At 55.2% G+C, this 13,707-nt stretch carries 10 protein-coding genes; 6 read left to right on the top strand and 4 right to left on the bottom strand.

Annotation, left to right across the window (positions count from 1 at the left end; all coding sequences use genetic code 11):
• The first annotated feature begins 30 nt into the window (after positions 1-30).
• Positions 31-2,775, top strand: coding sequence for an AsmA family protein (locus ACT2B1_RS20000; RefSeq protein WP_481669036.1), 2,745 nt, complete (start codon positions 31-33; stop codon positions 2,773-2,775).
• A 10-nt stretch (positions 2,776-2,785) separates the two neighbouring features.
• Here the strand turns inward: ACT2B1_RS20000 and ACT2B1_RS19995 are convergent, their stop codons facing one another.
• The 4 genes from ACT2B1_RS19995 to ACT2B1_RS19980 form a co-directional block, all read right to left on the bottom strand.
• Complete coding sequence (locus tag ACT2B1_RS19995; protein WP_481669251.1) at positions 2,786-3,286, bottom strand: hypothetical protein; 501 nt, start codon at positions 3,284-3,286, stop codon at positions 2,786-2,788.
• A gap of 244 nt (positions 3,287-3,530) precedes the next feature.
• Complete coding sequence (locus ACT2B1_RS19990; RefSeq protein WP_174834589.1) at positions 3,531-4,430, bottom strand: hypothetical protein; 900 nt, start codon at positions 4,428-4,430, stop codon at positions 3,531-3,533.
• A 971-nt stretch (positions 4,431-5,401) separates the two neighbouring features.
• Positions 5,402-5,767 carry a DoxX family protein gene (locus ACT2B1_RS19985; protein ID WP_481669250.1) on the bottom strand — a complete coding sequence of 122 codons (366 nt, stop codon included), beginning with the start codon at positions 5,765-5,767 and terminating at the stop codon, positions 5,402-5,404.
• Positions 5,764-6,795, bottom strand: a complete 1,032-nt coding sequence (locus tag ACT2B1_RS19980) for a helix-turn-helix domain-containing protein (protein ID WP_481669249.1) — start codon at positions 6,793-6,795, stop codon at positions 5,764-5,766. The genes ACT2B1_RS19985 and ACT2B1_RS19980 overlap by 4 nt, the downstream gene beginning before the upstream one ends.
• A 183-nt stretch (positions 6,796-6,978) precedes the next feature.
• Here ACT2B1_RS19980 and ACT2B1_RS19975 point away from each other — a divergent pair, with 183 nt between their 5' ends.
• The 5 genes from ACT2B1_RS19975 to ACT2B1_RS19955 all read left to right on the top strand — a co-directional run bounded on the left by ACT2B1_RS19975 (position 6,979) and on the right by ACT2B1_RS19955 (position 13,466).
• On the top strand, positions 6,979-8,370 hold the full coding sequence (locus ACT2B1_RS19975; RefSeq protein WP_170567591.1) for an amidohydrolase family protein: 1,392 nt from the start codon (positions 6,979-6,981) through the stop codon (positions 8,368-8,370).
• Positions 8,371-8,436: 66 nt separating this feature from the next.
• The gene (locus ACT2B1_RS19970) at positions 8,437-9,948 is read left to right on the top strand and encodes a metal-dependent hydrolase family protein (protein ID WP_481669248.1); all 1,512 of its coding nucleotides are present in this window, start codon (positions 8,437-8,439) and stop codon (positions 9,946-9,948) included.
• A 73-nt stretch (positions 9,949-10,021) separates the two neighbouring features.
• Positions 10,022-11,701: an amidohydrolase family protein gene (locus ACT2B1_RS19965; RefSeq protein WP_481669247.1), complete on the top strand. Its 1,680-nt coding sequence runs from the start codon at positions 10,022-10,024 to the stop codon at positions 11,699-11,701.
• Positions 11,702-11,770: 69 nt separating this feature from the next.
• A complete protein-coding gene (locus tag ACT2B1_RS19960) occupies positions 11,771-12,172 on the top strand; it encodes a hypothetical protein (RefSeq protein ID WP_170567597.1) in 402 nt (133 codons plus the stop codon).
• A 13-nt stretch (positions 12,173-12,185) separates the two neighbouring features.
• Positions 12,186-13,466, top strand: coding sequence for a carbohydrate porin (locus ACT2B1_RS19955; protein WP_481669246.1), 1,281 nt, complete (start codon positions 12,186-12,188; stop codon positions 13,464-13,466).
• Positions 13,467-13,707: the final 241 nt, after the last annotated feature.

Genomic DNA, 13,707 nt, shown 5'->3' with positions numbered 1-13,707 from the left:
GAAGCAGTGTGAGCTGCAATAGGGGAGCACATGAGGGTTTGGCTTGTAAGAATAGTTGGGCTTGTTGCATTTCTAGCCTTCGCTGCAATCGCTTTTGTCTGGTTGTTGCTTGCTGCTCCGATGTTCTCGGACATGCGACGTGGCCTTGTAGAAAGAGTACTATCGGAACAAATTGGTCGGCCTCTATTGGTCAACGATGATGTAAGCGTCGCGCTTGGACGCATTAGTCACATTTACGTCGGCGGGGTGGTCATCCCGAGCCAGACAATGCCGGAGTCACCACTTGTAGAATTGAACCTGCTGGAACTGGAGTTGGACATTGCCGCATTGACCAATGGACGTCTGCATTTTGACAATCTGGTAGTGGAAGGCCTCCAAGCGAATATTCTTACAGCCGCAGACGGCACAACAAGCTGGCGAAAAAACAGGCCAACACCCAAGCCGGTATCCGAGGAAACTGTATCAGAGGATGATCAAACAGACGTCGCTAGCGCTGATAGGATCAATGAAAGCGACACTGAAGGCAGTGGGATCCTGAACTTTCTGAGCGACAAGAACGTCAGTTTCACGTCTATCGGGTTAAACATCGACGACAAGGTCTCGGGCTTCTCGTTTGTATTTGACCTCCAGTCACTCGCGCTCGCACTAGTCGACAATGGGCAACGAACAAAGGTCTTTGGTTCCGGCTCCGTCAACGGTCAGGGTTTCAAAATCGATGGCGACTACCCTCGCGCCGCGCCATTTACGACGCGGGCCAGTTTTGGAGAAATGACCGTGAGCTATGATGGCGAACCCTTCACGGAAGACGAAGGTGGTGGCTATCGAGCTGTATTGGAGATGGACACCGGAGAATTCGGCGATTTTCTGGATGTCATTGGATTGGAACGTGTTTTGGAAGGCAATGGCCAGTTGCAAGCTGAACTCGTGTCCCAAGACGCCCTAAAAATCGAAGCGTTTACAACCACCGTAAGCTTGGAGGGAGGGCAGAAACTTGAAGCTGAGGGTTCAATAGATGACCTCTACACCGCTCAGGGCGTCGATCTGCTTTTCAATGCGCGGCTTCATCCTGAAGGACAGCCGCCGCCAGCAGCAAAAAGTATCCAAGAGCTGAAATTCACCGGCTTTGAAATGCATATGGTCGGATCTCTGACGTCCTTCGAATTCGAGAAGCTACTTTTTCAAACAAATGCGTTTGACCAGGGTTTAGACGTAATCGGTCCAGCCTCTATCGAAACCATTCGTCGCATGCCGGACGGCCGGCTCGCCATGCTGGGCATCGCGCTGCAAGCCGGTCCAATTGAAGAGCCTGTCCTGAAAGCCGAGGGGGAAATTCTAGATCTGCTTCAGCTTCAGGACGTAACTTTCGATGGGGAGCTGAACGGGCCCGCCAAGTTGATTTTTCCCAACCTCGATAAAAGCTACGTTGACCAATTCGGCGGTATCGAGGCTGATTTCAACATATCCAATACAGGCGGCCCGGTTTCTCTCAATAGGTTCAATGCTACGAACTATGGCACCGAACTATGGGCGCTCGATCTCGCACTATCTGTCAACGAACTCAAAGGTCTGGCCGGTCTCGATTTCGATGTGGAACTGGATGTCGACGACGGTGCCCAGTTTCTGACCGCGCTCAACCTGCAACCTGTTGAAATCGGAGCACTCGCTATCGATGCTGAAACCTCCAGGCAGGGTGAAGACTTTGATGCCGCAATCCAGTTCGAGGCCGGGTCTTCGCATCTTCTTGCAGCCTTGGATGCACAGTTTCCCGAAGGTGCATCCGTCGTCCGTGGCAACATCACGAGTGAAAAGCTCGATCTCAACGACCTGAAGAACCTGACTGCCGTGTTGGACCAACTTAAAAGCTTGGTGGGCGAGGCCTCAAAAGAAACTGACGCCGAAGTTCAGCCCTTGGTTTTGCCGAAGGAGACAGATGTCCAGCCCCTGGTGTTGCCAAAGGAAAAAGGGAAACCTGCCGATCTTCTGGATGTGCAACGCGTGCTAAGAGAAGCTGACGTCGAGGTACAAATCGAATTCAAAGAGATTTTAGGCCAACAAGGCGTAACATCTGTTTCCAGCCAAATGTCTGCCAAAGAAGGAACCGTGGATTTCGGACCTCTTCAGATGTCTTATGGCGGCGGAAACTTCAGCCTGCGGGCGGTCATGGACCTGATTGACTCACCTGATTGGCTTTCATTTTCAGGATCGACCTCAGGATGGGAATTTGGTGAAATCCTTGATGAATTGGGAATTGGAATTGATGCCTATGGCCGTTTGAGCGGTGAGTTCAACGTTTCTGGCAATACTGCCTCGGGCAAGGCCTTCATCAACTCGATGCGCGGCAACGCGTCTTTGTCGATGTCGCAGGGCTATATCAGCACCAGCTTATTGGAACTGGCGGGGCTGGGCATTTTCCCCTGGCTGTTTTCAGAGGAGTTCAGAAAAGGCTACACCGACATAAATTGCGTCGTTGCCCCGGTTGATATCCAGGCCGGACAAGTCAGTTCAAATTCCATCGTAATAGAAACAGGATCGGTTCAATTGGTTGCAAGGGGGCAAGTGGATTGGCTGAATGATACGATAGCAATAAGAGCGGAGCCGCGGCGCGTTGGCAAACCCCTATCCCGAAGCGCCTGGCCCTTTAATGTGACTGGCCAGCTTTCGTCGCCAAAGTTCAAGCTTGATGTGGGCGGGTCCAGAAACAAGGCCCCTGAAGGCGCTGATGCTATGCCTGCCGACAGGCAACCCTGCGTGCCAGACATCAATCAATTGCAGTAATCGGACGCACCTAGTTCTTCAGTGGTTCCGGCTGTTCGGCCTGACACGCCAGAACCGCTTCGATTGCTTTTGCAGACCCGCTGAGATCTAGTTCAACCTCAGCCCCGCTTTCACCAATAATCGTGACACTTTGGCGTTTTCCAAACTCGGTTACAAATGCCGGGTTGTCGAAAAAGGCGTAACCACCGGGCACGCCATTTTTGAAGATACCCACCGCTTCGCCTTCAAACTTCGCATCACCAAAATCGAACTGTACGACCCCGGTCGCCCCATCTTCGATTTGAACCCAGGCCGGATTAAAAGCGGCAAAAAAGCCGCCGGCCTGATTGGGTGCTGCGCCGATTTCAACGGTCATGTCATTTTCAAAGGGCTTCCATGCGAGACAGCCGTTGCCCTTTTCGGGATCAATCAGGATTGTCCAGTCGCCGGTTTCACCCCACCGCTCCATACCAGCGGCATGAAGTAAGCTTGCAAAAAACAGAGCCAATGTTGTCAGCACATACCTGTACATTTTTAACCCCAGATTAGTTTTGAAGGTTTACCCATCCTACCGATCAAAGAAGATCAATCAAACGATACAGAAGAAGCTTATTCAGGACACAAGTTGTTGGAGCGCAACGGTGGAGCCTGCTTCCTGCTCGGTGCGGTCGTTCGCTGCAACTTGCTTTAACGTCTACTTTGCGGACAAAGCGGACGTTCGAACTCAGCCACAAGAGCAATTCCCACGCAACTGGCAAACCTGGTCAATGCTGTGATCAGAACCTGACCCTAAACGCCAGTCCAACCAATGGCGCAGTATCGTAGCTCTGGCGACTTATTTCTGCTCCATTCGCATCATCTAGCGTAAGGCGGCCGTCAAATTCTGCGCCTGCGAATACGCTCAATGAAACACCAGGATTTGGGTTGTATCCAACGGAAAGTACGACGGGGACACTCTTGTCTTCGCCCACCCCGTCTGGCGCGAGACCTTCCCCATCCAACCTGAATCGAATTCTCTCCGATCGTGCGGTTAAGGAAAGGTCTATGGTCTCAGTCAACGTGTAGCTCAGCGTCAACCCGGGGCCTTGTGTCGCTCCAATCCCTGAACCAGTGTTCAAGTTCCAGCGATCATTTAGGTCCCAATCGATCAGAAGGGCCGGAAAAAAATCGGTACCACCATCATCAAATTGAGAGAACGCGCCAAAGGCCGGTCCTATCGTCAGGCGCTCGTTAAGTTGCCAAGCAATACCCGCGAAAACACCGTAGGTCCTACCATCAGATGCGGAAGCTCCACTTTGATAATCCCACCTGATCTGTGGTGACACAAAAACTGTTGCTCTATCGCTCGCACGAAATCGCATGGGAACAGCAACGCGCAAGTCACGGATATTCTCCCATGGCTGGTTGTTCGATTGACTAAAGCTATAGTCCAGCTTGCCGAAGCTGGTTGAAAGCCCAATGGAGTTTCCTCCTTCCAGATTGTAAAGTGCGGTAGCGCGTAGAAAAGCTCGGCTTGCAGAGAATTCGCCACCGTTACTTAAATCCGCGTCCCCTTGAAACGCAGCAAGCCCATCAACCTGATATGCCCAACCTAGCCGGTGCTGCGCGGCTGAAGGTATCGCTGCAAATCCTAGAGAAATAGCTCCAAAGCAGCACGTTAGAAAAAGGTTTTTCATTTGGCGTTTCCCACGTGACGCTGATTCATGCTGGGTTGCCATTCCTGAACGAGCGTTTCAAGCCCAATAAAATCTGCTCCGCGGATCAAAGCAGCCATATTGCTTCAGTAGCTTGGTAACGCACAGGCCTCTAATTTGTTGAACATTGAACCGAAAATAATGGCCTCCCGACGAAACCACTCACTAGAATCTCCGGGAGGCAACCAGACAAATCTGGCGAATGCGCGAGCAGCAGAGATAATACAAATTTGCCACGCATGCGAATACTTGAATCTAAAAAGCAACAATTCAAGTAATTTTACGCGCGCCAATAAGTTTGCTCTCGCGCGCTTGAGAATTTCTTGCTTGTTTCGGCCTAAACCTCCGCGTCGAAAAACGTGGCCGCGCTGTGCAAATGGCGGGTAACGAACTTGGAGAGTAGCGGACAGAATTTGCGCTCATGCCAACTTGGCTGACTACCAGCGGCTAACCGCACATTCGACATAGTCTGGCTAGTCCCATGGTCAGATTATCTCCCCGCGTTGCCTATCATCCCAGATAAAGGTGGCGCGGGGTACTTTGATCCATCCTTCGATCAGTACCGTAACAACAACACCCCAAAACTACAGCCCGCGTTGTTCACTTGGTTTCCCTCCGAACGATGCGGGTCTTTTTGAAGATGGGGGTGTAATGAGTTTCCGTTATTCAGAGCGACCGACCGGACCTTCCAATGCTGGTTCGGTCGGTGGTGCATCAAGTGCCTTTCGAAAGATCACCTTGTCGCCGCCATCGGCCCAAAAATAACGCATACCCGAAGGTTGGTTCGAGTTGGAGTGTCCGAAATGGGTTCGGAGCGGTCATTCGATCCGATTTGACGAACGGCTGCCATGCGGACTTTCCGGTCACTGACGCGGTAAAACGCAACGACGGCAACCAGCCGTTTCCGGACTTCATTGTACGTCAAGTCATCACGAATGGGAGGGCCTTTGAGCTCAAAGAACGTCTAGAAGTCCAGCGTACCCATTGCTCAGAACTATGGCTGATAGCGATGCTGTTATCATCGCGGGAACTCCTTGTTTCCACGTGTCGAACACGAGATGGCAGAAGATCGCGCCGAGAGACGTGCTCAGCAGGGCGAGCGCACCAAGCGGGCCGACCCAGGACGATTGAAGCCAGATGGCTATGGCCCCGAACAACTCGGCACAGCCGACCAGAAACATGATCTGCCGGTTGAGCCCGTAGCTTTCGAACATTTCCAGCTGGACCGAAAAGATCTTTCTCTGCCAGCCGAAGATCTTGATCGATGACGCGAACAGGAAGAACGCCGACAGAAGACCGATGAGGAGGTTTAGGATCATTGCTGGTTCTCCCTCTTTGATCGTTTGAAGGCTGCCGGGGACATTCCGGTCCATTTCCGAAACGCCCGTGAGAACGCTGTGGGGTCGGCGTAGCCGAGCCTTTGCGCTGTATCGCCAACGGACGAGTTGTCCTCCGCAAGAAGGTGTTCAGCTTCTGCCTGTCTGATACGCGCGATCACCCGGGAGGCTGTCAGGCCATAGGGCTTCAGCCGGTTGTTGAGCGTTTCGCGATGAAAGCCGCAGAGGTCGGCCAACTCGTCGACACCAAATGCCGGTTCAGCCAGATGAACTTTTATCAGGCCTTCCAGTCCCGCGAGAAAGTCCAGCGGCGCTGCCAGATCATTGTCTTTAATCCTGAAATCTGGTGGGTTCTCTAATACTTCCTGCGTCAGCCGGTAGCTTAGCCAGTTGGACGGAAACCTGATCGAAAACCCCTGTGGTCCGCACTCGATTGCCTTGACGCCATGAAATTGCTTGGGAAGGGCGTCCGGTTCGCAGACCCGCAGAACGATCTGGTGGGGGTCCCATCTGAAATCCAGAACCCGGTGCAACAGCGATATCCAGATGCTGGCCAGAAACGCGTCAGCCTGAGCCGGCGAAACTGTGACAGTAAAGTTTCGTTTGGCACTGAAATACGCATGCTCTTCTTCAACGAAGAGCGACTGCGTGACCGCATTGGATTCCTTAGAAACGGCTTGCGTAAACCTTGTGAAGAAATCCCCGAGTGTAAGCGCCTCCGCCAGAATGTCGCCAAGCGGAAGAAACCGAACAAGGTCGACCGACTGGCCGACCTGGGCGCAAAACTCCGGAGATGTGGCGTCGGCCACCGCCTGAAAAATCCGGTAGACGGTGTCGTGTGGCACGAAATTCTGACGGTCCATCACCTGCGCTTCGTTCAGCCCTAGCGGATCGAGCACAAACGCAGGTTCGATGCTCACCTTGCGAAGGGCGGCAACAACAGGGCCCGCAACGGAAGCCCTGACAAGCGGCAACGATTTGTCCGATTTCTTGCTGCGTCCGCCTGTCATCACGCCTCCTGATCCTCAAAGCTAGGACGGAGGCCCCGGAGAATCCTACCGAAAACTTTTCAAACCTTGCAGTTTGCCAAAACTAATTTCCAGCGCCTGACAAGGTGTCAGGCAATAATCCGTGCGTTCCCTAAAATGACGTTGGAATAGCAACATCAGTGATTCGTCAAAAGGAACGCCTTCATGGTCCCAAAACTGGCTCACGTTCTGACGGCTGCGATCCTTGCCGCTGGTCTTCTGTCACCCACGCACACCGTGGCACAGGAGGAGAGTTTTCCGATCCTTTTCACCAACGTGCATGTCTTTGACGGCGTGAACGAGGCGCGGATCGAAAACGCCAATGTGCTGGTCATCGACAATCTGATCGCCGAGGTCTCGACTGAACCGCTGGCCGTGGCCAACGCCCGGATCATCGACGGCGGCGGACGCACGCTGATGCCGGGGATGCATGACCAGCATGTACATCTCTTGGTGTTCAATCCGCTCAGTGACGGGTTGCGCCAGAACATCACGCCCTTCCATCTTGGCGGGGTCGCCACTATCCGGTCCGAGCGCATCCTGATGAATGGGTTCACCACTGTCCGAGACCTCGGTGGCCCGGCCAAGTCCATCGCCCGGATCATCGACAGCGGCATGGCGCCCGGCCCGCGGATCTATTCCTCGGAAGCCTTTATCACCCAGACATCCGGCCACGCCGATTTCCGCAAGCTGAACGACCGGCATCCGACCCTCTCCGGCCAGGGACCGTCCCACTGGGTCGATACCGAAATGAGCATTATCGCGGACGGACCCGAACAGATCCGCATGGCCGTGCGCGAGAATCTGCGTCGCGGTGCCACCCAGATTAAGGTCATGGTCAGTGGCGGGGTCACCTCCGAGTTCGACCCGCTGCATTCGCTTCAGTACCAGGCCGACGAGATCCAGATGGCGGTCAAGACCGCCGAGCAATGGGGCACCTATGTCACCTGCCATGTGTTCACAGAACAGGCGATCCGTAACTGCATCGACAATGGCGCCAAGACCGTTGAGCACATTCCGTTCCTGACCAAGGAGGCCGCCGAGATCATGGTCGACAAGCAGATCATGTTCGCGACGGCAGTAGCACCGGTTTACTCAGTGACGACCGAACAGGCGGAAGCCTTTTACACGCCGGCGTCCTTCAAGAAATGGAAGAGCGTGCGGGATGCCGCGGCCAATATGATCGAGGTGATCCAGACCACTCCGGGCATGATCGATCTCTACACACTGGGCACGGATCTCATCAACAACTGGGACCAGACGCTCGAGCAGGACAAGAAGATGAGCGACGAGTTCAAGTACCTGCACGAGGCCAACTTCAAGCCGTTCGACATCCTTCGCATGGCTACATCGAACGGCGCGCGGATGAACCGTCTGACCGGCCTGAACAATCCGTATCAGGATGGCCCGCTCGGCGTGGTCGAGGAAGGTGCCTATGCAGATCTCCTGCTGGTCGATGGCAACCCGCTGGAGGACATCCTGCTGCTGGCCGAGCCAGACACCAACCTGAAGGTCATCATGAAAGACGGCGTGATCTACAAGAACACTCTCGACTGAGTGTCGCGCGGGATGTTCCTACCTCGGCATCCCGCGCATCCCTGACTATCGATGGAACGGAAGCAAATGAAATACCTTGGCAAATCCACAATGATGGCCAGCGCAGTCGCTCTCGCAACGAGCGCGGCTTTTGCACAGGAGGCCGCGGTTGATATCCCCCCAGTTACACTCTTCAAAAACGTCATGGTGTTTGATGGTGTGAATGACGGACTCAAGGACGTCGACGTGCTCGTGGTAGGCAACAAGATTCACAAGATTGACGCTGACATTCCTGAGGGCGGGAAGTGGGAAGTCGATGTGCGCACCGGGGGATCCAAGCGGTTGCCTGATCCAGTCGGTGGAATCGATGGCTACTCCTTCACCGTCCAGACAGAACGCGGCATCGAGACCAAAGAAGTGAACGTTACCGTCATTGACGGAGACGGTCGTACGCTCATGCCTGGGCTTATCGACAGCCATGTGCATGTGAACATGTACAAGAACGGGACTATCCCGGGGCTTCAGGACACCACATGGGAAGAGATTGGCGCACGTGCTGCCGCATTCGCGCAGGAAATGTTGGCGATGGGCTTTACAACGGTTCGCGATATGTGCGGCGCTCATGGTGGGCTGAGAGCGGTTATTGATGAAGGATCACTTCCCGGCCCAAGAATTTATTCCTCCGGCGCATGCCTTAGCCAAACGGGCGGACACGGCGACTGGGGTATCGCTGGTCAGCGCAAGAACGAGAGCAATCTTGAGCGACTGGAGATCACCAGATTGGTGGACGGGCCCGCCGAGGTGCTTCAGGGTGCGAGGAGGAATTTTGCTTTAGGGGCAAACTATCTCAAGATCATGGTCAGCGGTGGCGTGACATCGATCAAGGACCCGATATATCAGTCTGCTTTCACAAACGAAGAGATTTCTGCTGCAGTAGAGGTTGCAGGCGATATGGACTCATACGTCGCCATGCATGTCTTCATGGACAGCGATCTGTCGCGTGCGCTCGATCTTGGCGTCAAAGTGGTGGATCACGGCCTGACCATTACCGAACCGACGATGCAGAAACTGGTCGAGAAAGAGGCGTTCTTTTCGCCCAACCTGACGGCACTGGCTCCCGAGGCGCTGGAACATCCGATGCACCAGGACCCGACCTTTCCGCCAACGGCGAAGTTCCTTTGGTTGCGGGAAAACAGCAAGCAGTTGATGGATCTTGTAAGAAAATACAAGCCGAAGATGGTGTTTGATTCCGATTATGTTTTGTTAACCGGCGTTCCCTACCGGCAGTCGATGGACTTCACGAAGGCCTTTGTCGCGCGGGAGTTCGGCAACCTCTGGGCATTGCAGATGATGACCTCGAACGGCGGCGAACTGGCGGCGCTGACCGGGCGGGGCAATCCGTATCCCGAAGGCAAGCTCGGCGTGATTGAGGAAGGCGCTTATGCCGATATTCTCATCGTCGACGGGAACCCACTCGAAGACATTTCGGCCATCGGCGCTGTCGATTCCTGGTTCGATGCCGAACCGCGCGGACAGGATGTCCCGAGCATTCGCGTCATCATGAAAGACGGCGCGATCTACAAGAACACGCTCGACTGAGGAGAGCGCGGGGCGGTCTCCCTCGTCCGCCCCGCGTTTTCTTTCGAAGAACACAACCTTGAAAGGACCACAGATGAAACATCTGACCCTTGCTTCACTTTTGGCGCTCTGCGGCTCTGCGGCGTTCGCCCAGGACTGCGACGTTGCCATCCTGAATGGGCGGGTCATGGACCCGGAAACCAATTTCGATGCGGTGCGCAATGTCTGCGTGACAGGCGACAGGATCACGGCGATCACCGAGGATGCAATCTCCGGCAAAAGAGAGATCGACGTGTCCGACCACGTCGTCGCGCCGGGTTTCATCAACACACACTCGCATTCATTCGGTGGGTTCGACCAGAAGATGATGGCCCATGATGGGACCACCACGATTCTCGACACCGAAAGCGGCGTGGCTGACGCCGACCTGTTCTACGACAAGTATGAGGGGATCTCCTTTCTGAACTACGGCTCCGGCATGGGGCACGAGGAAATCCGCCGTGTGATCATGGACATGGTTCCTGTCGAACTGGCATCCGACCCGACCTACATCCTCAAATCCCGCGGCGCAGCCGAGGAAGAGGACGGGCATGCCAGCTGGGCGCTGGATGTCCCTTCAAAGAACCAGCTGGCTCAGGTCATGGCCATGTATGACAAGGGCCTTCGCGCCGGAGCGATCACCGTGAACACCACGGTCGGCTATATGGGCTATAACACCTACCCGAAGGAGATTTTCGCGCTTCAGAAGCTGGCGAAGAAGTACAATCGTTACTTTGGGGCTCATACGCGGTTTGGCCCAACCGAAAGCCTGCCGCTTTATTACTCGCTGGGCGCAAACGAAGTGATTGCCAATGCGGTTGCTTTGGACGGGGCGCTGATCCTGTCTCATATCCAGAACCAGGGCTGGGAAGAGATCTATGAGCTGGCGCGCCGCCTTCAGCAGCAGGGAATGAACATCTTTGCCGAGTACTATCCGGCCATCACCGGAAACCCGAATATCGCGACCCCGCAACTGCTGCCGGACAAAATCGAGGCTAACAATATTGTGCCGACACGCGACATCTTCGATACCAGCACCGGTGAGCTTTACGAGACGGATGAAGAATTCTTTCGCCAGCAGAAAGAGGATCCAAGCAAGCCGATCTTCATCACGGTCCGTCCCGAAGCGGACCTCAAGCGTTGGATCCACATGAAGGATATTGCCATCGCCAACGACATTGTCGGGTTTACCGTTGACGGGGAGCCGTTGCCAATCGAAGCAGACTTCAAAGAATATGGCGGTCACCCGCGCAACGCGGGCACCTATGGCATCGTGTTCCGCGAAGCGCGCGAGCAGGGCATTCCGCTGATGGAGTTGGTCAACAACGCTTCCTACATCCCGGCCAAATACTTCTCCAAAGTGGGCCTTGGGGCGATGCAGGAGCGCGGCCGTATGCAGGAGGGCATGATCGCGGACATCACGATCTTCAACCCCGATACGATCACCGAGACGTCTTCGATGAAGAAGGGCATGAACGGATCCTTCACAAAGGGCATCCCCTACGTGCTGGTCAGCGGGCAGATCATCATTGATGACAGCGTCGCCAATACCGACCTGAGGCCCGGACAGCCGATCCGCTACCCTGTCATCGCAGGAGACGACGTCGAATTGGACCTTGGAGACAAGGAATTCTCCTGGCATGCCGACATCGAGACCCCCGAGGACGAGCATTCCGAATTCCCGGATCGCCCTGCCGCATTGGAGGAGACCATCCCCGGAGCCCCCGAGCAGTAACACCATGGAACGGTCAGGGGCGGCGAAGCTGCCTCTTTCAAAAGATATGCAAGAAATTCAGGTAGCAAAATGAACAAGTTCCTACTCTCTGTGGCCTTCTGCCATTCCGCAGCAGCGGTGGCGGCCGAAGACACGAAAGACATGCGCACCTTTTTGTTCATCGGCACGTCCAACAGTGCGGCCTGGGAGATGCAGATCGCCAATCCGGGGGACCGCGCTGCCACGGTCAAAGGAGGGATCGAGGCGCTCGGGGGCGAACTTCTGAGCTACTACTGGGGGCTTGGAAACGGGAAGAACTACATCACGGTTTCCCTGCCGGACGATCCCACCTTTATCCAGGCCTTCTATGTCAGCCGTCTCGGCGACGGGCTGCTGGACGACTATCAGATGATCGAGTTGATGAACAGCGCCGACATGGCCGAGGCCCTCGCCCGTGTGCCGGAGATCAAAGCGCAGGATGATATGAAGTGACCTGTCAGTGAGAATGTCATTTCCTCAGGGTCCGAGCAATAACCTGTCACCGGTTTTAATGATCGTGGTGGCAGCGGTCTTCACAATCTCAGGCAACATCGCGGTGGCCGAAGAACCAGTCGCACAGTCCGGTCTTGAAGCTGCCGCTCAGACCTCGCTGGGCGGACCGGGCTCGGCCAGTGCCCAACAGGAGCAGGACAGGCTGCGCAGGCTGGAGGACTCGCGCTGGCCCGGGCTGGATCGCAGTCTTGATCCAACCGAAACAGCATTGGGGCGTTTTCGGGAGAACACCGGACTGGCGCTTAGCTTTGACTACCAGGCCCTCTACCAACGCAGCTCGCACAGCCTGACCGGGCAGGACGCGGCCGCGTCGGGTCAGCTCAGGATGATTGGGACGTGGGAACTGGCAGACCGGGGCGGTGAAAACCCCGGTAGTCTGGTCTTTATCCTTGAGAACCGACACCGGCTGGGTCAGCCGATTGCACCCTCCGCCATGGCTGCGCAAATTGGATATCAAGGAGCCACTGCCGTCACATTCAGCGACACGGACACGACCTTGTCGGTTGCCTACTGGCAGCAAGCCTTCGCAGGCGGACGTGGAGGGGTTGCCGTGGGACGGATCGACCCGGGCGATTACTCCGACATTCTCGGCTACGTTAACCCGAGAACGACGTTCTCGAATTACTCGATCCTGTTCAGCCCGGTTCTGCCAATCCCTGACCCGGGTTTTGGCATCGCGGCAGGGGGTTATCTGACCGACCAGTTCTATGCGCTGGGTTTGGTCAGTGATGCTAATGGGTCTCTCACCGATGTAGAATGGTTCCCCGGAGGGTCTGAGTTCTACAAGTATGCCGAGATCGGCTGGACACCGCAGCGGTCGAAGCGGTTCCTAACCAACGTGCATCTTGGGATGTTTCACACGGATGAGCGCCAAAAGGCCGGCGTACCCGAGACATATGGCGGGACGGTTTCCGCTAACCATACTTTCGAAAATCAGCTGATGATCTTTGGGCGACTGGGATGGTCCAATGGCGGCGGCGCGCTGGCAGAGCGTGCGGTCAATGCAGGTCTGATGTGGCGACCGGGCACCTATGACGACCTCTTCGGCTTAGCCGCCACAGTTGCCGACCTCACGACTCCGGGCTTGCCCAACCAAACGACCATTGAAGCGTTTTATCGTCTGGATCTGGCCGACAATCTGGCTCTGACAGCAGACGTCCAATATCTCAAAAACCCTGGATCGAATCCGAACGACCCGCTGGTCTTTGGATTGCGGCTAAGGGTCAATCTTTAGCGAAGGACTTCTGTTTTTTCTGTTCGGGGTGCATTTTCGTTCCGAACGAAGGGGGTGGCAGGTGAGTGGGCCACCCCCGTTTTCCCAATGCTAGCCGTCACTTCATCCGCCCGAATATGGCTGCACGAGACAAAACAGGGCGTTTACTCAGAGCCGGGGGAATGTCGGCTTTCCGCCCTTCGTGACAGATGATGTTTGATAGAAACGTGTCTGCATTGGGCTCAAAGCGGTCATTCGCTGC

This window comes from Ruegeria sp. S263 (assembly GCF_056780525.1).
This window is presented reverse-complemented; position numbering and strand designations above follow the sequence as displayed.